Genomic DNA, 23,336 nt, shown 5'->3' on the forward strand with positions numbered 1-23,336 from the left:
CGCGAGCGAACGGGAGCCCCCTCGTAAAAGCTACCGTTACGCGTCCGGGCCGTGTTCCTCGTACGCCTCGGGGGTGTACGTCTTCATCTCCACGGCGTGGATATCGGTCGTCATGTGCCCCTCGAGCGCGTCGTAGACCAGTTGGTGTTGCTGGACTAGGGGTAATCCCTCGAAGGCGGGCGAGACGACCACGGCGGCGAAGTGGGCGTCCTCGTGGTCCTCGTCGGGGACACGCGGTTTGGTGACCGTCGCGTCCGCGTCCTCGATTCCCTCCTCGATGAGTCGTTCGACGTCAGCAGTCTCCATACCCTATGGGGGTGGTCGTCGCACAAAAACTGCGGGGTCATCGTCCGGCAGATCATCCGTGACGCCCGATCCAGGCTCCCGGCGACGTCGCCCCGCGTCGAACGTATCGAAAATATCGGCAATAGATATAATACTCAAAACACCGAAATCAGATATTCGGTCGTAGCAGGCAGAAACGTGGCTACCGAAACGATGTTTCGACATCCACGGATCCGTGGCTCAGAGACGGCCTCTACCAATATTCGTTTCTTTGGACCGACGTCGTGGGGGCGCGGCGCCGATTCCGAAGTCCTCGACTCCGAATGGACGGTCTCTGAGCGGTAGAAAACAGGTTTCGACCGATTTCGTGGCTCGTTTTCGACTACTTATCCGCGGTCGAATCGCCGTAGCGTCGATCCTGGGGTGTCGCTGGCTTCGGATCACTCTCGGATAACTAGATATTCAATAAATAATTCACTTCGGCGGCTGACGATCGACCTCGGGCCCGCCGTCACCACGTCCTACTACCCGGGCGAGAAATTACACTCATACCTCTGTAACACCGTCTCGCGACCCCTCGATTCGTGCGTTTCGCCGTCCGACCATACGCTCCGATCGGTGACCTCGTGGCTTTTTCATCATGCGGGCCGTTGTGCCGCCCCAATGGCCGAGTCACGCGACGATCGGGACCGAGACGAGACGCGGAGCAAGGTCGGTCGGGTCATACAGAAGTACGACCTTGGCGAGTTGGGTGCGGAACTCGAACGTCGGTGGCTCGCTGACGACGACGAGCGACTGAGCCTTCGTGACCTCGCCGATCTGTTGAATCGGCGTGTCCTCCAGGCCGCACTCGTCGCTGCGGGGAGAACGTCGACCGATCGCGACGTCGCTCACCTCTACGAGACGCTGCAGGGGGACGTGAGCGCGGGCGAACGGATACGGAAAGAGCGGGAACTGGAACGGGACGGCGTCGACGTCGAGGCCCTGACGTCGGATTTCGTCACCCATCAGGCGGTCCACACGTATCTGAAGAAGTACCGGAACGCGGAGTACGACCGTGAACCACAGGATCCGACGAAACGGAGCGTAGAGACGCTCCAGCGACTGCGCAGTCGGACGACGGCCGTCACGGACCGTACCGTCGCACAACTGGCGAAAAAGGACGAGATCACGGCCCAGGAGTACGAAACCTTCGTCGAGATGCGGATTCGCTGTGCGGAGTGTGGATCCGAATACGACGCCGTGGCGTTCATCGAGCGCGGTGGTTGTGACTGTGATTGAGGTAGGAGCGGTGTTCGGCGGGAACCGTCCGGCCGTCCGCCGATACCCGCCGACTGGACTATGGACGCCGCGACCGTCGTACGACCCACCGGCGTCGCCCGATGCCACCGGGAGGTGAGTGAGAAATATTAAGTCTTGTCTCTCCCATCGCGTTCGTATGGCTTCCTCGAACGTGCAGGTCCCCGACACTGTCCTCCGGGTCACCGTCGACAACATCGGCGGAATCGATCACACGGCGGTGGAGCTCGCCCCCGGCGTAAACGTTCTGACCGGAAGGAACGCGACCAATCGAACCTCGTTCCTGCAGGCGCTTATGGCCGTCGTCGGCAGCGAGGACGTCTCGCTCAAGGGGGACGCCGAGGAAGGTTCCGTCGAACTCGATCGGGACGACGAAGCGTTCACCCGGACGCTCTCGCGGACGCCCCGTGGGGTACAGTTTCAGGGCGATCCGCTCCTGGACGATCCGACGCTCGCGGATCTCTTTGCCTTTCTGCTGGAGGACAACGAGGCCCGCCGCGCGGTCGCCCGGGCCGACGACCTGCGGGAGGTGATCATGCGACCGATCGACACCGAAGCGGTCAAATCCGAGATCGAGCGAGTCGAATCGGAGAAACGACGCGTCGACGAGGAGATCGACCGGATCGAGGAGCTACGCCGGGAGCTTCCAGCGCTCGAAGAGCGCCGAACGAAGCTTCGGACCCGAATCGAGGACACGGAGGCGGAACTCGAAGCCAAGCGTGCCAAACTCGACGCCGCCGACACGGACGTCTCGGACTCTCCGGACGGGGAGTCGGATCTCGAGGACGTGATGGCCGATCTCCGGGCGGCGCGCTCGGAGCTCAACGATATCGACTTCAAACTCGACACGGCACGCGAGAGCCTCGAGGGTCTCGAGGACGAACGGACGGACGTCGAGCGTGAACTCGACTCCCTTCCCGACGACGTCCCGGGTGATCTGGACGAACTCGAGGCCGAACTCGAACAGCTCCGTGACCGCAAGCAGTCACTCGACGCCACCGTCAGCCAACTCCAGCGTATCATCGAGTTCAACGAGGAGATGCTCGACGGGACGAACCGGGAGCTCAAGGACGCCCTCACCCCGGGCACGGCCGACTCACCCTCGGAACAGCTGCTCGCCGACACCGCGGTCTGTTGGACTTGCGGTAGCGAGGTCGAGGCCGACGCTATCCAGGGGACGATCGACCGACTCCGCGAGCTTCGGCGGGAGAAGGGGACCGAGCGCTCCGAGGTCGCGGACGAAATCGAGGAACGCAAATCCGAGAAACGAGACATCGAGAACGAACGTCAGGAGCGATCGCAACTCGAGCGGCGACTCCAGCGCCTCGACTCCGAAATCGACAATCAGGAGTCCACCATCGAGTCGCTCGAACGACAGCGCGAGGAGACGATGGAGACGATCGATGCCCTGGAGGACCGCGCCGAGACACTGGAGGATCGGGAGCAAAGCGAGGTACTGTCGCTCCACAAGTCGATCAACGAACTGGAGTTCGAACGCGACCGCCTCGAGGACGAACTGGCGTCCGTCGAGGAGGAACGCGAGGACCTCGAAGACCGTATCGCCGAGAAGGACGAACTCGAATCCGAACGCGAGGAGATCAAGCGACGACTCACCGAACTTCGAACCCGCATCGAGACGCTGGAGACGGAGTCCATCGAACGGTTCAACGAGCACATGGAAACCCTCCTCGATGTCCTCCAGTACGAGAACCTCGAGCGCATCTGGATCGAGCGGACCGAAAGGACCGTTCGTGACGGCCGCCGCAAGGTACAGCGTGGCTCGTTCGACCTCCACGTCGTCCGGTCGACGGACGACGGCACCACCTACGAGGACACCGTCGACCACCTCAGCGAGAGCGAACGCGAAGTGACAGGCCTCGTGTTCGCCCTCGCGGGCTACCTCGTTCACGACGTCCACGAGGTCGTCCCGTTCGTGTTACTCGATTCGCTCGAGGCCATCGACTCCGAGCGCATCGCTCATCTCGTCTCGTATTTCGAGGAGTACGTCTCCTACCTGGTCGTTGCCCTACTGCCGGAAGACGCACGGGCACTCGACGACGAGTACCGCCGGATCACGGAGATCTAGCGCGGCGACGGACGCTCCACCGTCACTGGGCCGCCGGTGGCTTCGACGGCCTCTCTTCTGTCGCCCCGTGGTGGAGGCATCCGGACACGTCTCGGCTGTCGACGGTGGACCGAAGGCCTCCGGGGTCTCGTCGTCGCCGACCGGAACGCGGAACAGTCGTGGTGGAGCGTTGCCCTCGTCTCCAAAACTATCAACGACGAATAGTGCCTTGTACACAGATACATCATCACTGCGACTGATCACTACCGAGGAACGTGAACGATCGTGATCGGAGTGGTGGAACGCCGAATGTATGCCGGAATCTCCGCCAAATCCGGGTTCAGGGCCGAAACGTCGGTCGTATCTCTGGTTCGATCCCTACCGTTCGAACGGTCGTTCGCATCGCCACTCGATCTCGTGGTTCGACCGTGTCTACGAATCGATATCACGCGTGTAAGGCTTCTTTGGGCCCGAATTCGGGAAAAATACACCACAGTTCGGGCGCCCACGGTCGCCGTACCCCTGCGTCCGTGCGGCGACGACGTACGTATCCGCTGACCGGTACTCTAATAGACGTACTCGGGTTCGTACATGTTTATCCGGCGGCCCGTGGGCCGCCACACGCCGGATCCGGGAGATGGGCTGATCCGGAGTGCCGGGTCGGCGTCGGCCGCGTCTCCTTACTGCTGGTATCGCCGCTCGTCGTTCCCGTCGACGCCGGTGGTCGCTCTCTCGCCCGCCTGTGCGTACGCGTCGTCCAGTCCACCGTACAGATACTCGTCGTATGTCACGTCGTAGCTCTGCCGCAGGTGGAAATCCAGATCGCCGGTGTCGACCGCCGAACGGTAGAGCGCGTGGACCGCTCGTCGGACGAGTTCGTCGTGGCTCTTCGACTCGAAGGCCGCCGAGAGCATGGCGAGTTCGTTGCGCGTCTCGCGGTCGAGAGCGACCGTGAGTTCGTCACCGACCGCGCCGTAGGCGTCTTCGACGTCCGCTGTGAGTTCGTCGAGGCTCATACGTCGGGCACGACCCGGCCGCCGATACGGTTTTCGGCTCCCGGAACCGGCACGCCTAACGGGACCCGACGCCACAGTCCGACGATGAGCGAGGACGTCGCGCTGCCGGACCACGACCTGGAGGTCGTCCGCTCGGCGCTCGTCGAGTGGTACGAGTCTGATCACCGCGAGTTCCCCTGGCGTCGGACGACCGACCCCTACGAGATTCTGGTCTCCGAGGTGATGAGCCAGCAGACCCAACTCGACCGCGTCGTCGACGCCTGGGAGGCCTTCCTCGACCGGTGGCCGACCGTCGACGCCCTCGCGGCCGCGGACCGGAGCGACGTGGTCGGGTTCTGGTCCGATCAACGTCTCGGCTACAACAACCGGGCACGCTACCTCCACGAGGCCGCTGGACAGGTCGTCGACGACTTCGACGGCGAGTGGCCCGAGACACCCGGCGACCTGCAGGAACTGATGGGGGTCGGTCCCTACACCGCCAACGCCGTCGCGAGTTTCGCGTTCGACGCCGGCGACGCAGTCGTCGACACGAACGTCAAGCGCGTTCTGTACCGCGCATTTGCGGAAATCGATAATTCGGACGACCCTGAGTACGAGGAGATAGCGAACGCGTTGATGCCGGAAGGCCGATCCCGGGTGTGGAACAACGCCATCATGGAGTTGGGTGGCGTCGCCTGCCAGAAGACGCCCCGGTGTGATCGGGAGGGTTGTCCGTGGCGGGAATGGTGTCACGCGTATCAAACCGGTGACTTTACCGCGCCAGATGTTCCCACCCAGCCGTCCTTCGAAGGAAGCCGTCGACAGTTCCGCGGGCGAATCGTTCGTGCTCTGGGCGAACACGACGAACTTGAGCTAGATGAATTGGGGCCACTCATCCGCGTAGACTACACGCCTGACGGTGACCATGGGCGTGATTGGCTTCGCGAATTGCTATCTGATTTGTCCGACGATGGACTCGTCGAGATCGACGAAACCGATGGCAAAACTGTCACCAGTCTACAGCAGTGATTTCGGTGTTAGATACCCGGAATAAATCACATGGACGACATATGAGAGCTACTGCTGTAGTTGGAGTCGATGATACAGTTCTCTGCTCTGTTATGACGGACTGGCCGTCTTGAAAATTCCGGCTCTATCGAAACTCTCAGCAACTGACAGAACTCACGTGCTGACTACAGAGCGCAAAGTCAGCACCAGAGCGTTTTATTTCAACGCTCTTGGGAAGCAGGTTGTTGGTCGCGTAGATCTGGCACTGTCGATGCGTAGCGGGCAAGGGTGACGCGAACGCGTCACCCGATGCAATGTTCCCAGTTGAATTGCTGAACTCAGAGGCGAGTGCCGCGAACCTGCTCCAGCAGGTTCGCTGGCGTGATGGCCTCTACTGCCCGCGCTGCCGGTCTGAGTCGGTGATCAAACACGGCAGCTACCGAGAGTATCAACGGTACTTCTGTAAGGATTGTGACCGTACGTTCAACACCAGGACCGGCACGACCTTCGCGCACGCGAAGATCGGCCTCGACAAGCTCTTGTTCGCGTTCTACACGTTGCTTCGGTTCAACACGAGTATTCGCCAGCTAGACGCTGAACTCGATGTCTCCTACCGGTCGCTCCGGCGGCGCGTCGAGCAGTTCGCCAGAACGCTCGACGCGCCAGCCATCAACCTCGTTGGCCCAGTCGAAATCGACGAAGTGTACGTGACTGCAGGCCTGAAAGGCCGCGAGCGCGACCAAGAGTCGCACTCGCGTGGTCTTTCGAAACGTGGTCGTGGAAGCTATGCCGAGGACAAGCCACCGGTGTTCATACTCGTTGATCGTGGGAGCGATCAGCAATACGTCGTGCCAGCGAAATCCGCTGACGAATCGACCGTACGACTCCTCCTCGGCGACCACGAGGAGGAGTCGCTGACCGTCTATACTGACGGATTTCGAGCGTACGATCCACTCGAAGATGACGAGAACTTCCAGCGAGAAGCAGTGATTCACAGCGACGGCGAATACGTTGATGACGACGCACACGTGAACACCTGCGAGAGCCACGCGTCGCTGGCGCGACGGTGGCTCTCGCCGCACCGAGGCGTCTCAAAAGACAAGCTGACGCCGTATCTCAGAGCCTTCCAGCTTCGCCGACGAATCTTCCGCAAACCTGGTCGAGAAGCTCTCAAAGAAATCGTCCGAACCGTTCTCTAACTCACCAACAAAGTGCTTCGCATGAGCGTTTTTCAAATACTTGATCATGACTTAATCTCCCGTACGACAAGACCAATTTCAGTTCTTATAATGCCACAACACGTTTTTAATGATGGTCACACGTTTGTGAATCATGCAACTCAGTTCTCACCAAGAGATTCGGATTCTCCACGTCGATGACGACCCCTCAATCACGGATCTGACAGGGACGTTTCTCGAACGCGAGGACAACCGGTTCGCTGTCGAGACAGCGACCAGCGCCGACGAGGGACTGGAGAGAATCAACGACCGCCCGCCTGATTGTGTCGTCTCAGATTACAACATGCCCGGGATGGATGGGATCGAATTCCTGCAGGCTGTCCGGGAAGAGCACCCTGATTTGCCGTTCATTCTGTTTACCGGCAAAGGCAGTGAGGCCGTCGCCAGCGATGCTATCTCTGCGGACGTCACCGGCTATCTGCAAAAGGGGTCAGGGTCCGAACAGTACGAACTGCTGGCCAACCGGATCCGCAACGCCGTCCACGCACGACGCGAGAGCCAACGGGCCGACAGACAGGAACAGCTGATGCGATTAACGGAGTTTGCTGGTGAGACGGGTGGGTTTGAAATCGACGTGGACAGCGGTGACCTCCTGCTGACTGACGGCACTCACCGACTCGTCGGATTGTCCGACGACGCTCAGATTACGCTGGAGGAAGCGATCGAACTCTACCACCCGGACGACCAGGCGGACGTCCGACAGACCGTTACCCGGGCAGCCGAGACCGGCGAAGAAACGTATGGCACCTGGCGTCTCCAGACGCTGGACTGCGACGAACGCCTCGTGGACGTGACAATCACGCCAGCAACCGAGAACGACGACGTCACCACTCTTCGGGGTGCAGTCCACGACGTTACTGAACGCAAAAAACGTCGACGGGAGCTCAGAGAGAAACAACAGTTCATCGAACAGGCACTCGATACATTAGATGACTTGTTCTACGTGATCGACACAGACGGCACCCTCCGACGGTGGAACAACCAGGTCCCGCAAACGACGGGGTACGCTGACTCGGAGCTGGCCGATATGCGGGCGATCGAACTGTTCCCCGAGGACGACCGCGAAACAATTGCCGACGCGATCCAGTTGGCCGTTTCGGGTGAAACAGTCACTGTCGAGGCCGACCTGCTCACTGCCGACGGTGAGCGTCGCCCCTACGAGTTCACCGGGGCGCGTCTGACCGACGCCGATGGGAGTACGACTGGACTGGTCGGAATCGGACGGGACCTCACCGAGCGCAAACGGCGCGAACGCCGGTTCCAGGCGCTCGTCGAGGAATCCAACGACATTATTTCGGTTGTTGATGCCGAGGGGGTCTATCAGTACCAGAGCCCATCGCTGGAACGGATCTTGGGACACGACCCCGCGGAGACGATTGGCGAGCAGGTATGGGAATACATCCATCCAGAGGACCACGAGCGTGTTAGCAACGAATTCGAGGCGTGGGTGAATGATTCTGATAGAACGCCAAAAGGCATCCAGTACCGTGCTCGCCACGCTGACGGTACCTTGCACTGGATGGAGTCAAATGGAAGTGACCAACTCACCGATCCGGCCGTCGAAGGATACGTCGTCACCAGTCGTGACATTACCGATCGTAAAGAACGCCAGCAGGAACTAGAACGGACCCATGACCTCTTGTCGAACATGGAGGAGTTGGCCGACGCTGGCGCGTGGGAGTACGATTCTGAGAGTGAACAGCTTATGATAACGGATGGAACACGCCGGCTCTACGGGCTCGATTCGGAGGCAAGTCTCACGCTTGAGGAGGCGCTTGACGCTGTTCATCCTGATGACCAAGACCTGCTCGCCGACCGGTTCAACAACTGTCTCGAAACAGGCGAGCCATACGAGATGGAGGTGCGACTCACCACGCCGGATGGAGAACAGCGGTGGATCATCGCCCGAGGTGAGCGTGTCTCCGAGAGTGAAACCGGCAGCGTACTACGTGGCTACATCCGGGATATCACCGGGGAAAAAACACGGGAACGGCGATTGACCGAATTGAACCGAGCCACACAGGCACTGCTGACGGCAGAAACCAAGCAGGAGGTCGCCAACATCGGGGTTGAGGCCGCCAGTGACGTCCTTGACCTCCAGATGAACGCCATCCACATCTCCGAGGCCGACGACACGCGGTTAGTACCCATGGCACAGACTGATGAAGTGGCGTCGCTCATCGGAGAGGCATCACCCCTGCCAGTGGCGGATAGTATCGCGGGACGAGTCTACCGGAACGGCGAGCCAGCAGTGATCGCAGACGTCCAACAGGACCCGGATGTCTACGACTCCGAAACGAATCTCGGGGGCCATTTGTATCTGCCACTTGCGGACCATGGAATCCTGATCGCCGGCTCCGAGAACCGAGAGGCGTTCGATCAAGAGGACCGCACACTCGGGGAACTGCTGGCGGGGACTCTCGCTGCGGCACTTGACCGCATCGTGCGTGAACAGACGGCGCGGCAGCGACAACAACAACTCTCGCTGTTTTTCGAGGAATCCCCGCTCGGGGCAGTCCAATGGGACGACGAACTCCGGTTCGAACGATTGAATGAGCAAGCCGAATCACTCCTCGGGTACAGTGAAGCGGAACTACGCCAGGAGCCGTGGAAAGTGGTCATCGCCGACGAAGACCGCGACCACATGCGCGACACCGTAGAGTCACTCCTCGATGCCGATGGCGGAGAGTACGAACTCAATCGAAATGTCCGAAAGGACGGCGAGGTAATCACCTGCGAGTGGTACAACCGTGTCGTCACCGACGCAGATGGTGACGTCCAGTCAGTCTTTTCGAAGTTTCAGGATGTTACCGACCGCGAGCAACGTAAGACTGAATTAGAAGAGTACGAGACGATCATCGAGGCACTCAGCGATGCGGTGTACGTGCTCGACGAGGAGGGGCAGTTCAGGTACGTCAACGACGAGTTCGTGGAGTTGGTTGGCTACGACCGGGAGACAATTCTCGGGAACACGCCGTCGCTACTCAAAGACGAGGAAGCCGTCCAGCGGGCCGAGCAGGAACTAGGACGGTTACTGTCGAGTGCCGGCCCGGAAACCGTTATGTTCGAAGTGACGATCCACACCCGCGAGGGCGACCCGATTGTCTGTGAAGATCATATGGGCGTCCTTCCGTACGAGGGAGACCAATTCGATGGATCAGTCGGGACACTCCGGGACATCACCGACCAGAAAGCACGAGAGCGGAAGCTAGAAGCGGTCAACAGCCAGTACCAGACACTGATCGAGAGTTATCCCGCCGGCGCTATTTTCCTGTACGATACCGACCTTCGAGTCGTCCGTGCAGGTGGAAGTGAATTATCTGAGGTTGGTTTGTCTCTCGAAGAGATTGAGGAGACCACACCACGGGACCGGTATCCACCCGAAATCGCCGAGGAACTCGTCGGCACCATCGAGAACGTTCTGGCTGGAGAGAGCCACACGTTCGAACAGGAGTACCAGGGCGAACACTACCGGGTTCAAATAGTTCCTGTGGAGATGGGTCAAGAAGAGATCACCTATGCGATGGCCGTGTCACAGAACATTACTGACCAGACTGAGAACAGACGGGAACTCAAACGCCAGAACGAGCGGCTCGACGAGTTCGCAAGCATCGTCAGCCACGACTTGCGGAGTCCACTTGGCGTAGCCGAGGGGCATCTCGAACTGGCCGCGGAGACCTGCGAGAGTGACCATCTGGCCCGGGCAACCGATGCCATCGACCGGAGTCAGGCACTCATCGACGACCTGTTGGCGCTGGCACGAGAGGGCGACAGGGTGGACGAGACTGAACCTGTGGAGATTGCAAAGGTGGCAGAGAGGAGTTGGCAAACTGTGGAGACGCGACAAGCGACACTCGACGCTGACGAGTCAGGGGTCATCGCAGCCGACTTGAGCCGGCTCCAGCAACTGTTCGAGAACCTCTACCGGAACGCAGTCGAACACGGCGGCGAAGACGTGATAGTGTCCGTCGGCGCGGTAGACGACGGCTTCTACGTCGCGGACTCGGGCCCCGGCATCCCCGAAGCCGACCGCGAGGACGTATTCGATGCAGGATACTCGACGAACGAGGACGGGACCGGATTCGGCCTGCGGATCGTCGAGCAGATTGCCGTCGCGCACGGGTGGGAGGTTGCAATCACTGAGAGCGAGGAGGGCGGGGCCCGGTTCGACATCACCGGCGTTGAGAAAGGTGCGTGACCGACTCGCGCCCTCCATCTTGCACGAGATAGAGGGACCTCTCCGAGAGATGTCAAAAAGGCGTGCAAGATGTAGAGCCTGAGTTCGGCAGTTGTTCGCGGGATCAGATTGGATATTCAGAGACCTTGGCCGAGAACGGAGTCTTCAGCACTCGCAAAGACGACAAGGGCCGTGATTTCGTCCTCGATGTCAAAAAAGTCGTGTTCGGCTCCTCGTTCCACATAAACTACGTCACCCTCGTCGACAGCATACCGCTCATTTTCGACGTGGGCCATCCCCGACCCGGAGATGATGAAGTAGAGTTCGTCAGTTTTGTGCGCCGTTTTTGGCTCAGGATTGGGGTACCGTGCAAGTTCGACGCTCAGCGCGTCCTTGGTCAGTACTTCCAAGTAGTTCGTGTCTTCCTGTTCGAGTTGGTCGACCAAGTCGGTCGTCGAAACGTGGTTCATCGGGAGAACATATCATCTCCATATCCGATGAATACTTTGATTTCTTGCTCAAGCCGTCGCTGTCAAGCTTCTGCCCTCCATCTCTCACAATTGCTATTGACCTATCCATTCCGTGTCAGAACCAGCGTACAAGATGTAGAGCCTGAGTTCAGCACGACGATTCTACTCGTTTCAGATATTCCCAAACGAGATAACTACTCGGTGTGCGTGGTATTCGTCGAGACTCGTACCGGGCGCGACGAGACAGTGGTATCTACCAGTGTGTCGGTGGCTGAATGTACGAATGGGGTTTCACGTCCGCCGCTTCCGGACCAAACAAGCGAAGTTTGAAGCTTTCGAGAGGATAACAACAGCTATGACTCACGTTTCCACGGAAGAGTTGATAGCGGCGCTCGAAGAGGAAGATGCACAGTTCGCAGAAGTGTTTAGCAAAGAGTCAATAACCCTTGAGATAGGAAAATACCCAACGTCGTCGCCGAAGAACCCCCACACGGAAGATGAGGTTTACTACATTATCTCTGGATCGGGCATGATTCGAGTCGGGGAGGAGACGTATACTGTCGAGAGTGGGGATGTGGTTTTCGTCGAACGGGGACTCGAACACGACTTTTTTAATATCGACGAGGAGATTACTGCGCTGACTATCTTTGTCGGGTCTGCTGACCCGAGTTCGTATAGTATTCGTGAATGAAGACGACGGGACACACGTCAATAATATCGACAACGGACTCCATACTGATCGAGTAGGGTACTTTGATCCAACCAGCGAACCGGCCGAGATACGCGCCCTGTATACAGCACACCTGCTGAAATCTACTCAACTACTGTTAGAAGCCCCTGCTGGACACCGGAATAAGTAGACAGCGACCACCGCGGGTCACTAGCACAAACGGATCTTGTATCTATGATCACTGGCTTAAGTCCGTTCGTCTTAGCACCTTCATGAACAGACGAGAGTCGCTCGCGCTGGCTGTCGGTGTGGCTGCATCCTTGGCAGGATGTAGTGGATACGCCAGCAGTTCAAGCGGGACGTCGAGTGAATCGCCGGCGGCAGAGCAACCAGCCGTCGATGGCCCATCCTCGGGGACGGAGATGGATCCCGAGGTGCTACGCGTCCGAGTCGATACCGACCGCCAGCCGGTCTGGCTCGCCAACAAGGACGGCGAGGACGACGGCCGGCCGACGCCGCGTCCCGACGCGCGCCACATCGACTCCGAAGTCATCGACAGTGAGGCCCGGGCCGGCCGCCTCTCGGTCGATTCTGAAGTGGACCGCCCCCGGGTCGCGTCGTTCCTTTCGGAACCCGACTTCAGCGACGAAACGGTGGTGGTGGAAACCATCCAGGTAGAGGAGTGCTTCCGACTGAAACTCTGCCGCATCGGCTGGCAGTCGGAGATGGTGTCAACGGACTATACGCGCCGAAGCCGTCACTGGGACGAGCACTGTGCGGTCGACGAGCGCGTTTTCGAGTCACGGCTCATCCGCATCCCCGGCGCTGCAGGCGCTCGGTCGGTCGCTGAACGAAGCCCCTTGCTGGGCCTGAAACGGTCGAAATCGAGGGTTCCGAACACACTGAAAATCACTGCTGGAAAGATGTCACGATCGTACGACAGCGCCCCACGCGCTCGTAGAAAGGATGGTGCGAACTCCAGCGATCACCCGGTGGACGTCATCGGTACAACCACGGTTTCCTGCGCTCTACAGACGTGTGTCTACTAGTAGATTCTCGATGTGGAACGCCGTTTTCGGGAATGTCCCTCTCTCACCGTGTGGACTCCACAGCTGAGAACTGCTAGTAGGTCACCACGGCAATGAATCGGATGTATACTGACTATCTGCCATGAATGGCGTGACCGATACAGAGGATATATCCTGTCTCAGGATTCGTTCCATCCCCGGACGATGCCGACGTTGCTCGTCGCCTCCTGACTGATTCGTTCTGCGATCGTGCCAAACATGACCCGGGATGCGGCACTCCGTTCGGAGAGCCCGACACAGATCGTATCGAACTGATCGGCCGTCGCGAGGATGGCCGCTTCGATATCATCGTCGACGACGACCTCTCGCTCGTAGTCCTCCGGGTCGAGTCCTGCCCGCTCAGCAACATCGTCGATGACCCCATTCCCTCTTTCGGAGGCTGTAGTGTTATCGTCCCCCATCGGTTGCTGGACGTTCAGCAATGTGGGGACGGTTCCATCGATGCTCGCGAACTCGGCGGCTCGCCGGGCAGCGACCGGTGAATGTGGCCCCGGACCTGCGAGTGCAACCGGATTGCCGATCGTGTCGTCGTGGAGCGTTACGAGAGTGACTTCACACGGGGCGTCCTCGACGACGGCATCGAGGTTCGGGCCGAAGACGTGCCCCTGCCGAGTCAGTGTCCCGCCCCACCCGAGCAGCACTTGATCGGGCTCCTCGTCGCCGATCGCCTCCAGAATCGTCTCGTCGACGCGTTCGCCCGTCATTGCGACCGTCCGCAACTGCACGTCCATCTCGGCCGCGATGTCGCGGGCTCCGTCGAGAAGGTCGCGTTGATGCTCGAGCCGCTCGGCTGCAACGTTTTGTTGTGGGTCGGGATCCGCGACCTGGAGGACGTTGACGGCGACGAGTTCGGGTGTCCCTTCGTCGGTGTGCGCGTGCGCAGTGGCCGCTGCGAGCCGGATCAGATCCTGTTGGGTGTCGGGGTTCGCAACCGGGACGAGGACCCGGTAGGCATCCGTCGTCGGCGTGATGGCCTCGTCGATGAGTCCCCGGTCGATGGCGTGGTCTCTAACGTACACGAAGTACCAGCCGACACCGAGTCCGACGATCCCCAGCCCCAAGAGGATGATAATGGGCGCCATCTGTGAGATGACGACGACCGTCAGGACCACGCCAAGTACCGGGACTGCTGGGTACAGGACGTCCGGAATTTTGAACGACGGGTCGTAGTCCTCCGGGTCGGCCCGACGGAAGACGACGAGCGCGACGTGGACCAGCGAGTAGGAGACGAGGAAGCTGAAGCTCGCAACCTCAGCCAGGAGGGCGACGATGGTCTCGACCTGCAAGCCGGCGGCGATCAACACTGCGGTGACGGCGCCGGTGGCGATGATCGCCCGGTGTGGCGTGCCGAACCGGTCGTGAGTGACGTTCAGCCACTCACTCATCAGGTCGTCCCGACCCATGGCGAAGTTCACCCGTGCCGCGGCAAGAACTGACGAGTTCGAACTCGAAATTGCGGCGATGGCGGCGGCCGCCACGATTGCCACCACACCGACGGCTCCGGCGAAGACGACCGCGACATCCGAGACCGGGACCAGCGAGTCGCCAATCGCCTGGTACGGCAGCACGCCCGTCGTGACGATCATCACCAGGGCGTAGAGGATCGTCACAAGAACGACGGAGAGAATCATCGTCAGCGGAATGTTCCGACTCGGATCCTTGACCTCACCTGCGACCGTGGCGATGATCTCGAACCCGAGAAAGGAGACGAAGACGACGCCGGTCGTCGCGATGATGCCGCTCGGGCCCGTCGGCGCGAAGGGCTCGAGGTTATTCGGGTCGATGAAGAACAGCCCGAGGGCGACGTAGGCGAGGACGACGACGGTTTCGGCGCCGATCATCACGTTCTGCAGTTGGCTGGATTCCTCGGTGCCGTAGTAGTTGACGCCGACGATTAGTGACAGGCCGATGAGACCGAGGAGAACGACGAACACCCGTCCATCGAGAAACGGAATCGGCTCGACGAGATACTGCCCGAATCCGATCATGTAGAAGGCGCTCGCGAACATCAGGCCGGTCCACATCCCCCACCCGACGATGCTCCCGAAGAAGCCACCGAGTGCCCGGTTGACGTAGTGGTAGCTCCCGCCGGCAATTGGCATCCCGGTCGCCAGCTCGGATAAAGAGAGCGCTGCGAGCAGAGCGACGAACCCTGCGATGAAGAACGAGACCGAACTCGCTGGACCGGCGCCCTCGGCTGCGATCCCGGGCAGGATGAAGATCCCGGCCCCGATCATCGTCCCCCCACCGAGCGTCATCGCCTCGAGAAAGCCGATGTTGCGCTCAAGTTGTCCCTTGCTCATCGATTCACCATCCAAGAGTGTCGAATTGAACCCTCCAAGTAGCGTACAGACAGGGCGTCACGCGTCGCTGAGTGACGATCTCCGGGAGTTTGTCGCCCAGCGATAACTCTACTGTCGAAGAGCAAGACCTGGTGGTGGGCAGCCTTCAGCCAGCTACGGTCGTCTTGTTCGGTCCTCGCTGGTAGTGTAACTGGCCTTGTCGGGTATCTGGGGAGTGTCTGTGCAGTCACTACTGGTGTCTTCGTATAGATCAACTCGAACTCCTCACTCGATATCTCTCACGATGATGGCGGGCTTCTCGATTTCTTCGAGAATTGGTGTGAGTACAGCCCCGAGAATCCGATCTCTGAGCGACGGCTCTGCTTCCCCGAGCACAACGAAGTCGTAGTCCACAGCGAGATCGATGATATTGCGCTTCGGAGAGCCGCCCTCCGAGAGCTGCCAGTCAATCCGGTCGCGGTCGACCCCCCCCTCAGTTAGTCGGTCGGCCGCTCCACGGAGAATGAATTCGCCCTGACTCGGATCGGTCCCTTCGGGGACGGAGTGAAACAACGTAACTGTAGCATCACTGGCTCGGACTAACTCACCAACGAGAGAGACGATTCGTTCGAGATTCACATCGCCGCGCAACGGCACGAGAATCCGATCAATCGTGTCAGTCTCACCGGGAACGAAGACAGCGTCACAGTCGTGTTGCTCTGCGATTCGGTCGATCGTATCCTGCCGATCCTTCGTAAATACGAGAACGTCCTTGACCTCGTGGTCTCCGCGGGCGAATCTGGAGACGATACTCTCTAACCGCTCTGCTGCCTCTGCTTCGTGATCCTCCTTGAGATGTGCCGGGGCCGTCTGTTTCGGGACGGGATAGTACCCAAGGACGACGAGATTGACTGGCTTCAACAGATCAAGGATTACCTGGTCGGGTGGTTCCGTGATCGACACGTCCACGGGGACGAGAATCGTTGAGTCGCCGGTGAGAGGCATCTTATTGGTCACTTTTTCAGCGAACCGGCTTGATTGTTCGTGTCCACTACTCATACTTCAGGGTAAGAGAGAATCCACACGAGATACGCGTTTTATATGCGGCAGCGATTTCGCGTACTGAGCGCAGCAATTCGGTCTTTTTCCGAACCACGTTCGGGGGTGAATCGTCGCCCACACTGTTCGCACACATCGTGTGAAATGCGCCACCCACCCCCGGTTGTGTATCGGGCTTTGTACGACTCTGAAGCTCCGCACACAGAACACGTGTCGGGGGGAGGTCGCATAAGCGAATCTTTGTATCTACCCACTAAGCCATTCGCTTATACGGAGCGGTCTTTCGTCTATACTAAGCGATTCGCGCGCTCTATTCAGCAGCGCTTCAAACTCATATCAGAGATCGGAAAATTCAATTAAGCGCATTGTAGCCAGCGCTTTGCAGACGTGTGTCTACTAGTAGTTTCTCGATATGGAACGCCCGTAATTAACAACTGCCAGTAGATCCCACGATTGAACCACGATCTGGACACTTCGTTTTCGGGTATTATCGGAGGTTTCTCGGACAGGCTTCGTCGGAACCCTCACTCGGCGACAGTACGGAGCCTCGTAACCACTCCCAACTGTCGAAGTTGCTGGGGCCCAGTTGATTGCAGCCGAGAGACATCAACGACCCAATGATTAGCAGCCATGCGCCACGCCGTAGAGGCAGCGAACCAGAGGACGAACCCGCCGTCTGTCGGAATCGTTCAGTGGCTGAACGAAAGCAACGACATTGTACTCAGAGACGATGACATCGACCACCACCCCGCCGCTGTCGTACGATTACGAACGAGAAATCGGCGATGGGCGCTGCAGGCGCTCGTTCACGCGGTGAACGAAGTCCCTTGCTGGCCCTGACACGAGGGAAATCGGCGTTCTGAGAGCAGCAGTTTCACCCTATAGTTCTCATCCGCGGACACGAGTTTCGAGCCAATCCCATCAGGATCGGCGGTAGAAAAGTCCCCGTCCGACGAGGAGAACACTGTCACCAAAGTGACGGCCTACGTGTACCGATCCCGTTTTGGCTACGTCGTTCGGTGGTGCAGTGCACAAGGGGAGCCACGACGGTTTCATCCGTCCCCGTCGGTTCCGTATGGGCGGCGAACGAGTGTTCGAAACAGACACACGACAGACGAATGCCTATCAACGCGGTCATTGAAGGCCGGCTATGGCCGTTCAGGAACCCGTCGAGACTCCAATAACGGAGATCGAATTGGAGGTGCGGGACAGAAACTGTTTTTTTTTCGTTCGTCTCTCTGCCGATACCGACTGTCTCATCCGACTCGAGGAGTTGATCCATCGCGCGGATGGGGATCTGCTTCAATACTTCAGCATCCGTGAAACGCCTCCGGAGGACGTCCTCGACATGGCTGCGAGCGAATCCGCAATCGCAGAGGCTCGTCTCGTCAGGAACGGTCCCGACGGCAATCTCTTCCAGTTCGTCGTCTCTGGGCCGTGTGTCACCGCGATGCTCGCCGATACCGGAGCGATCACTCGTGACGTTTCGGCCGCGGGCGGCGTCGGCCGTGTCGTCGCAACTGTTCCAGCTCACGTTGCCGTTCGAACCGTCGTCGAGACGTTTCGGACACAGCACTCGGAGTCCGAATTCCTCGCCCGGCGGGAACGTGATCTATCAACACCCGTTCGAACAAAATCGGGCGTCCACACCATCCTCGCAGACCGACTTACCGAGAAACAGTACGAAGTACTTCGAACGGCGTATCTTAGCGGCTACTTCGCGTGGCCGCGCGAAAGTACGGCCGAAGGGTGTGCCGGCGCGTTGGGGGTCGCTCAGCCGACGTTTAGCCAGCACCTCCGGGCGGCTCAATCCAAGGTGTTTACCGCGCTCTTCCACGCCGCGGTCGACGACGGATGATCGGAACGTCGAGACCGGTCGCGACAGAACGAACGGCGTCCGGATACCTATCCCTATAGGCAAGAAGCGTTTGTCGGCAGAACCCGAATGTATCGACGGGTGATTCAGGATGCCAAGCTACGCGGGGTGGACTGCAGCGCAGGAGACGGCGACCGTCACGGTCGACGGACACGAACTCGACGTCGCCTACTACGACGAGGGATCGGGCGATCCCGTCGTCTTTCTCCACGGGATTCCGACGAACTCCTACCTGTGGCGGGACGTGATCGGGCCGATCGCGGCGGAACGCCGCGTCATCGTGCCGGACATGATCGGATACGGCAACTCGTCGATGTTCGACGGGTTCGATAGATCGATCCGCGCACAGGAGGAGATGATAACGGAACTGCTGTCGGCGCTTGATGTCGAAACCCCCTCGCTGGTCGGTCACGACCTCGGTGGCGGCGTGTTCCTTCGATACGCGGCCCATCATCCGGATGCTGTCGACGAGCTCGTGCTCTCGAACTCCATCGCGTACGACTCCTGGCCGATCCAGTTGATCACCGACTTGGGACTTCCCGAGACGGCACGAGAAACCGGTGTGGAGGAGTTGCAGGCGATGCTCGACGACCTCTTTCGAGACACGCTCCACGGGTCGGAGCACAGCGACGCGTTCCTCGACGGGATGACCACGCCGTGGAACTCCGAAGCGGGTGCAACCTCTCTCGTTCGAAACGCGATCTCGACGAACACGAATCACACGACTGAGGTCGATCCGGAAACGATCGAAGCCCGGACGCTCCTCCTGTGGGGGGCGGACGATCAGTTCCAGTCCATCGAGTGGGCCGAGCGCTTGCAAGCGGATATCGAGACGGCCGAACTGATCGGGCTGGACGACGCAAACCACTGGGTGATGGAAGATCGGCCGGACGCCTACCGCGACGAACTGGCCGACTTCCTGCGCTAATCAGGTCGAACGTTCGGGCTGATACTGCCGACTGTAAGTCGATCAAAATATTCGCCACCCCGAGGTGGCGAATATCTTGAAACAGTTACAGTCGGTAGTATGAGTCGCGGGCGACGGCCACGACTCGAAACGTCCGACCGCAGAGGTACCCCCTAACGCCGGGCCGTCCGTCGTGCCTTCCCCCGATTCTCCCGACGCACGCTACCAACTTGACATCCTCCCTGCCCTGAAGGGCGAGGATTCCCGAGCGTTGGGATATTACGGTTCGCAACCTGCCTGTTCCCTCGGGGAGAACGACCCCGAGGTTTGGTTGAACAGGTAGGCTACTGGTCGTGCCAAACGACCGTTACTCATATCCTCGGTTGGAGGATTCTGAGTTATCTTTCTACGAATATTCACTGCACCGTTCACGTCCGCGTTCATCGTCGCACCACACGATTCACAGACGTACAAGCCACGTTCCACACGATTCGCGTCACGCTTTCGCCCACAGCATGAACACGTCTTGCTCGTGTCTCGCTCGCTCTTCCGGTCAACGAGGATACCGTGTTCCTCCGCCTTGTACTCCAAGAGCGTCGTGAACCGGTCGAACTCCCACCCGTGGAGTTTCTTGTTCCCACCCTGACCCCAGTTCCGAGCGTCTCCGTTCTCATCCTCTCGAATCTCGCTCAGGTCACCGATGGCGATGCGACCTACCTCGCGGTCGATGCACCGCTCTACGACGTGTTTGGCGAGCGCGTGGAGGAAGTGGTCTTTCCGCCGGGACAATTTCTGTCGGGCACGAACCGCACGGCGTGAGGGGCCGTTTTCGCCTTCTGTGTCGTACTCGTCTCGGGTGAAGTAGTGCTTGTCTTGCTTCAGCACGTTCCCCGGATACAATTCAGCATCTCCATCGTCGTAGGCGATGGCGAGATAGTTCTTGATGCCGAGGTCGATGCCCGCCGTATTGTCGCCCGGTGCGTCTGCGACGGGGATCTCCTTCTTGCAGACAACGTGGAGTTCCCAACGGTCGCCGTTCCAGACGGCTCGAACCTGCTGGATGTTCTCCACAGTCACGTCCGGTCGCGTCTCGTACTCACAGAGGATGAAATCTGAGCGGTGGTTCTTCAGGTTGAAGCCCTTGCTCAGACGAAGTTGATTGTGCTTGGAATCGTGCTTGATGCCTTTCTGCTTCCACGTCACGGTGGAACGCGGGTGTTCATCGCCGTGTTTGCGATAGCCCGGTGGGTTGGCGTCCTCGTCTCCGCGTTGGCGTGCTTTGTACCAGCTGGTGAACGACTCAGCAAGCTCTTCAAGAACTCGCTGACTTGACTGCGAATGGAGGTCACTGTATCGTTCGTGGTCCTTGAGTTCGGATTTGAGTTCGCCGTCGTCGGGGATCTCCCCATCTTCGTCCCATTGGCCATGCGTGTAGTATCGGGCGACGTTCCACAGTTTCGACGCGGAGAACCCGCACTGGTCGAGGTTATCTTGCACCTGTTGGTGATTGACGATTTTCGCTCGATAGGTACGGGTTGTCTCCAGCATCAGCCTATCCATAACCAGTTATGGGAGATTGTATATTAAAATCAACGACCGGGCCGTGGAATATCCAGCAGTGCCATCGACGGTGGTTGGTGGAGGAAGTGTCGGCTGTATCCCCGCCCTGTAGGACGGGGGTTTTAGCCTTGCAACTTCCATAAATAGGTTACTCGTATTGGAAGTCCCTCTTCACACTCACAGAAGAGTAAGGAGTTCCCGGTCGAGTTGTACAACCGTGTACGACAGTTCGTGTATAAGTCGGCAGATTCACCCGCAGAACCCAGATCACCGATAACAGGTTCTCACAGATACTCATGAGTACACACTCAGAATCGAGTGATACGAAATCGACGTCGGTCGTCACACCGAGCCAGTCACAGGAAACGCTCATTTCCATGTCAAACCTCCTTGGACGCAAGTGGCACTTGATCATCCTCCACCAGCTACTGACGGAGGGAGCGATGGGATTCGGCGAACTGAAAGGAGAGATCGATCACATATCGTCGAAGGTCCTGTCGGACAGCCTCGATCGACTCGAGACGGAACACGAACTCGTCGAACGCCACATCGTGAGCAAAAAGCCGGTGCGCGTCGAGTACGCGGTGACGGACCGCGGTCGTGACTTCGCCCCCATCGTCACTCGTATCCACGAGTGGGGCGTCGAACACGTCGTGAGAGAGTAGATGCGGTGAGGTCGGGATAACGTATCAACCAAATGGTGATCGAGTGACGAATCGGTTACTACCTTACAAATGTGATACAGCTGAAATATAATAGTGGTGTGTGACGTGGTATTGTGGCCCAATACGTGCAGAGTCGGGCCACGCGGAGCAACTAATGGATCGACGCAACACACTCAAGGCCATCGGAACGGTCGGTATCGCGGGTGCGCTCGGACTCGGCACGAGCGGAACCGTGAGCGCCGATCGGGCCGATGCTGCCGGCGGCGGCGACAGTAACAATCCCGGACGGATCGGGAACTACGGCGGTGCGAAGACGCTGACTCCACCGAATCTCGGCGGATTCGACCACGTACTGGTCTATCTCGCCGAACCACTCGTCGAGGGCGACTGGAGCGTCGTCGAGAACGCGGAGCGCTTCCAGCGCGAGATCATGGGGCGAGACGAGGAAGCCATCGACGCGGATCGGCGAGCAGCAGAGGCGTTCTACGAGGAGCGCTTCGGACTGACGTTCGAGGGAGACACAGGGCTGTTCGAACCGGAGGAGAGTACCGATGGCTCGGCCGTGCTGAATCCGTTCTACCAGGATCCCGACGTGGGTTACAACGCGTACGTGGTGTCGGGGCGAGCGATGCCGAACAACCACGACGACGGGGCGACCAATCGCGACGAGATGCTGGCCGGGAAAGTCAGAGACGGTGGCTGGATCGTCTCGATCACCGAAGAGACGACGCTGGGCGGGAGTTACGGCGGTAGCGACGGCTTCGATATCGGAGCCGGCGGCACGCTAGCCTACGGACACTACAACATCAAGATGGGAGACAACGAGGACCCCATCGTGATCCAGTACGAATCCGAACACCCAATCCTGCCACTGGACATGCCGGTCGCGTTCAACTGTGACCTGTTCCACGACGAGTGGGGTGAAGGGCAGGTTCGCGGAGTTACCGGTGCGCAGAGCGGTGGTATCCGCAACGTGCTCACGTTCCCCCCGTCGCTGTAGTCGGATGCCGAACTCATTTTTTCTGGAGAGGATCTGGTAGCAATGGTTCTTGCGTTCCCGTTTCGTTCGTCTCGATACTGAATCACATCAAGTTACTTGATTTCTACAGGTAACTATTATAGCGTCCCCATCCGTATGGGACGGACATGAGCGACGATACTGAAGCGGACGCTGCCACCCAGCTCGAAGTGTGGTGTGCCGGCGAGGACTGGTGCCCGGTCACGACGACAGCGTCACTCATCGGCAAGAAGTGGCACCCCGTGATCATTCACCGACTCCTCGAACAGGGACCGAGCGGGTTCAACGAACTCAAAACGTATGTCGACGGGATTTCGAGCAAAGTCCTCTCGAGTAGTCTCGACGACCTCGAGGAGAAGCAGATCGTCGACCGCGAGATCATCAGCGAAAAACCCGTGCGGGTGCAGTACTCGCTCACCGAACACGGGCAGTCGCTCGAACCGGTGATATTTTCGATGCGTGACTGGGGTCTCGAACATCTCACGGAACCCGACGAAGACGAGTCGTCGGTCGCGTAGGAGTCTCCGGAATTACGCAGGCGGGCATGGTCGAGTCGTGCTCGACACGGTCGGTTGGTTCCTGCCGCATTCTTACTACGAGTCGGCCACCCACGGTGATCGGCGACTCACCGGGTTACACGTGCGTTACTTGTTGAGCCCGCGGTTGTCTGAGAT

18 protein-coding genes are annotated in these 23,336 nt (G+C 59.2%); 12 read left to right on the forward strand and 6 right to left on the reverse strand.

Annotation, left to right across the window (positions count from 1 at the left end):
• Positions 1-36: 36 nt before the first annotated feature.
• On the reverse strand, positions 37-306 hold the full coding sequence (locus tag NBT82_RS12845; RefSeq protein WP_251328512.1) for a BolA family protein: 270 nt from the start codon (positions 304-306) through the stop codon (positions 37-39).
• A gap of 642 nt (positions 307-948) precedes the next feature.
• Between NBT82_RS12845 and rdfA the strand changes: the two genes are divergently transcribed.
• Both rdfA and NBT82_RS12855 read left to right on the forward strand, forming a co-directional pair.
• Positions 949-1,566, forward strand: a complete 618-nt coding sequence (gene rdfA, locus NBT82_RS12850; RefSeq protein ID WP_251328513.1) for a rod-determining factor RdfA — start codon at positions 949-951, stop codon at positions 1,564-1,566.
• A 157-nt stretch (positions 1,567-1,723) separates the two neighbouring features.
• Positions 1,724-3,670 (forward strand): archaea-specific SMC-related protein, encoded by a 1,947-nt coding sequence (locus tag NBT82_RS12855; protein WP_251328514.1) that lies wholly within the window; start codon positions 1,724-1,726, stop codon positions 3,668-3,670.
• A 659-nt stretch (positions 3,671-4,329) separates the two neighbouring features.
• On the opposite strand, the gene NBT82_RS12860 is transcribed toward NBT82_RS12855, so the two are convergent.
• Complete coding sequence (locus tag NBT82_RS12860; protein ID WP_251328515.1) at positions 4,330-4,665, reverse strand: ribbon-helix-helix protein; 336 nt, start codon at positions 4,663-4,665, stop codon at positions 4,330-4,332.
• An 84-nt stretch (positions 4,666-4,749) separates the two neighbouring features.
• Between NBT82_RS12860 and NBT82_RS12865 the strand changes: the two genes are divergently transcribed.
• The 3 genes from NBT82_RS12865 (at position 4,750) to NBT82_RS12875 (ending at position 11,088) form a co-directional block, all read left to right on the forward strand.
• Positions 4,750-5,673: an HhH-GPD family protein gene (locus tag NBT82_RS12865; RefSeq protein WP_251328516.1), complete on the forward strand. Its 924-nt coding sequence runs from the start codon at positions 4,750-4,752 to the stop codon at positions 5,671-5,673.
• 293 nt (positions 5,674-5,966) lie between these two features.
• Positions 5,967-6,851 carry an IS1595 family transposase gene (locus NBT82_RS12870; RefSeq protein ID WP_251328517.1) on the forward strand — a complete coding sequence of 295 codons (885 nt, stop codon included), beginning with the start codon at positions 5,967-5,969 and terminating at the stop codon, positions 6,849-6,851.
• Positions 6,852-6,984: 133 nt separating this feature from the next.
• Entirely contained in the window at positions 6,985-11,088 is a 4,104-nt protein-coding gene (locus NBT82_RS12875) for a PAS domain S-box protein (protein WP_251328518.1), read from the forward strand.
• Between the two features lie 116 nt (positions 11,089-11,204).
• On the opposite strand, the gene NBT82_RS12880 is transcribed toward NBT82_RS12875, so the two are convergent.
• Positions 11,205-11,513, reverse strand: a complete 309-nt coding sequence (locus tag NBT82_RS12880) for a cupin domain-containing protein (protein ID WP_251328519.1) — start codon at positions 11,511-11,513, stop codon at positions 11,205-11,207.
• Between the two features lie 379 nt (positions 11,514-11,892).
• On the opposite strand from NBT82_RS12880, the gene NBT82_RS12885 reads away from it, so the two are divergent.
• Both NBT82_RS12885 and NBT82_RS12890 read left to right on the forward strand, forming a co-directional pair.
• Complete coding sequence (locus tag NBT82_RS12885; protein ID WP_251328520.1) at positions 11,893-12,228, forward strand: cupin domain-containing protein; 336 nt, start codon at positions 11,893-11,895, stop codon at positions 12,226-12,228.
• 401 nt (positions 12,229-12,629) lie between these two features.
• A complete protein-coding gene (locus NBT82_RS12890) occupies positions 12,630-13,256 on the forward strand; it encodes a hypothetical protein (RefSeq protein ID WP_251328521.1) in 627 nt (208 codons plus the stop codon).
• Between the two features lie 158 nt (positions 13,257-13,414).
• On the opposite strand, the gene NBT82_RS12895 is transcribed toward NBT82_RS12890, so the two are convergent.
• Complete coding sequence (locus NBT82_RS12895) at positions 13,415-15,598, reverse strand: amino acid permease (protein WP_251328522.1); 2,184 nt, start codon at positions 15,596-15,598, stop codon at positions 13,415-13,417.
• Between the two features lie 264 nt (positions 15,599-15,862).
• Positions 15,863-16,582: a universal stress protein gene (locus tag NBT82_RS12900; RefSeq protein ID WP_251328523.1), complete on the reverse strand. Its 720-nt coding sequence runs from the start codon at positions 16,580-16,582 to the stop codon at positions 15,863-15,865.
• A gap of 1,204 nt (positions 16,583-17,786) precedes the next feature.
• Here NBT82_RS12900 and NBT82_RS12905 point away from each other — a divergent pair.
• Together NBT82_RS12905 and NBT82_RS12910 are read left to right on the forward strand one after the other, a co-directional pair.
• Positions 17,787-18,494 (forward strand): bacterio-opsin activator domain-containing protein, encoded by a 708-nt coding sequence (locus NBT82_RS12905; protein WP_251328524.1) that lies wholly within the window; start codon positions 17,787-17,789, stop codon positions 18,492-18,494.
• Between the two features lie 109 nt (positions 18,495-18,603).
• On the forward strand, positions 18,604-19,440 hold the full coding sequence (locus NBT82_RS12910; protein ID WP_251328525.1) for an alpha/beta fold hydrolase: 837 nt from the start codon (positions 18,604-18,606) through the stop codon (positions 19,438-19,440).
• A gap of 258 nt (positions 19,441-19,698) precedes the next feature.
• Here NBT82_RS12910 and NBT82_RS12915 read toward each other — a convergent pair whose 3' ends face one another.
• Positions 19,699-20,967, reverse strand: coding sequence for an RNA-guided endonuclease InsQ/TnpB family protein (locus tag NBT82_RS12915; RefSeq protein WP_251328526.1), 1,269 nt, complete (start codon positions 20,965-20,967; stop codon positions 19,699-19,701).
• A 389-nt stretch (positions 20,968-21,356) separates the two neighbouring features.
• Between NBT82_RS12915 and NBT82_RS12920 the strand changes: the two genes are divergently transcribed.
• The 3 genes from NBT82_RS12920 (at position 21,357) to NBT82_RS12930 (ending at position 23,180) form a co-directional block, all read left to right on the forward strand.
• Positions 21,357-21,644: a winged helix-turn-helix transcriptional regulator gene (locus NBT82_RS12920; protein ID WP_251328527.1), complete on the forward strand. Its 288-nt coding sequence runs from the start codon at positions 21,357-21,359 to the stop codon at positions 21,642-21,644.
• Between the two features lie 154 nt (positions 21,645-21,798).
• On the forward strand, positions 21,799-22,644 hold the full coding sequence (locus tag NBT82_RS12925) for a hypothetical protein (protein WP_251328528.1): 846 nt from the start codon (positions 21,799-21,801) through the stop codon (positions 22,642-22,644).
• A gap of 146 nt (positions 22,645-22,790) precedes the next feature.
• Complete coding sequence (locus NBT82_RS12930; protein ID WP_251328529.1) at positions 22,791-23,180, forward strand: winged helix-turn-helix transcriptional regulator; 390 nt, start codon at positions 22,791-22,793, stop codon at positions 23,178-23,180.
• Positions 23,181-23,336 lie beyond the last annotated feature (156 nt).

Source organism: Haloplanus sp. HW8-1 (genome assembly GCF_023703795.1).
Lineage (GTDB): Archaea > Halobacteriota > Halobacteria > Halobacteriales > Haloferacaceae > Haloplanus > Haloplanus pelagicus.

Bases quoted from the DNA above. Each gene is read 5' to 3' on its own strand.
- NBT82_RS12910 (WP_251328525.1), top strand. From the start codon at position 18,604: ATGCCAAGCTACGCGGGGTGGACTGCAGCGCAGGAGACGGCGACCGTC.
- NBT82_RS12885 (WP_251328520.1), top strand. From the start codon at position 11,893: ATGACTCACGTTTCCACGGAAGAGTTGATAGCGGCGCTCGAAGAGGAA.
- NBT82_RS12925 (WP_251328528.1), top strand. From the start codon at position 21,799: ATGGATCGACGCAACACACTCAAGGCCATCGGAACGGTCGGTATCGCG.
- NBT82_RS12860 (WP_251328515.1), bottom strand. From the start codon at position 4,665: ATGAGCCTCGACGAACTCACAGCGGACGTCGAAGACGCCTACGGCGCG.
- NBT82_RS12865 (WP_251328516.1), top strand. From the start codon at position 4,750: ATGAGCGAGGACGTCGCGCTGCCGGACCACGACCTGGAGGTCGTCCGC.
- NBT82_RS12920 (WP_251328527.1), top strand. From the start codon at position 21,357: ATGTCAAACCTCCTTGGACGCAAGTGGCACTTGATCATCCTCCACCAG.
- NBT82_RS12895 (WP_251328522.1), bottom strand. From the start codon at position 15,598: ATGAGCAAGGGACAACTTGAGCGCAACATCGGCTTTCTCGAGGCGATG.
- NBT82_RS12870 (WP_251328517.1), top strand. From the start codon at position 5,967: ATGTTCCCAGTTGAATTGCTGAACTCAGAGGCGAGTGCCGCGAACCTG.
- NBT82_RS12900 (WP_251328523.1), bottom strand. From the start codon at position 16,582: ATGCCTCTCACCGGCGACTCAACGATTCTCGTCCCCGTGGACGTGTCG.
- NBT82_RS12930 (WP_251328529.1), top strand. From the start codon at position 22,791: ATGAGCGACGATACTGAAGCGGACGCTGCCACCCAGCTCGAAGTGTGG.
- rdfA (WP_251328513.1), top strand. From the start codon at position 949: ATGGCCGAGTCACGCGACGATCGGGACCGAGACGAGACGCGGAGCAAG.
- NBT82_RS12890 (WP_251328521.1), top strand. From the start codon at position 12,630: ATGGATCCCGAGGTGCTACGCGTCCGAGTCGATACCGACCGCCAGCCG.
- NBT82_RS12905 (WP_251328524.1), top strand. From the start codon at position 17,787: ATGGCCGTTCAGGAACCCGTCGAGACTCCAATAACGGAGATCGAATTG.
- NBT82_RS12875 (WP_251328518.1), top strand. From the start codon at position 6,985: ATGCAACTCAGTTCTCACCAAGAGATTCGGATTCTCCACGTCGATGAC.
- NBT82_RS12845 (WP_251328512.1), bottom strand. From the start codon at position 306: ATGGAGACTGCTGACGTCGAACGACTCATCGAGGAGGGAATCGAGGAC.
- NBT82_RS12855 (WP_251328514.1), top strand. From the start codon at position 1,724: ATGGCTTCCTCGAACGTGCAGGTCCCCGACACTGTCCTCCGGGTCACC.
- NBT82_RS12915 (WP_251328526.1), bottom strand. From the start codon at position 20,967: ATGCTGGAGACAACCCGTACCTATCGAGCGAAAATCGTCAATCACCAA.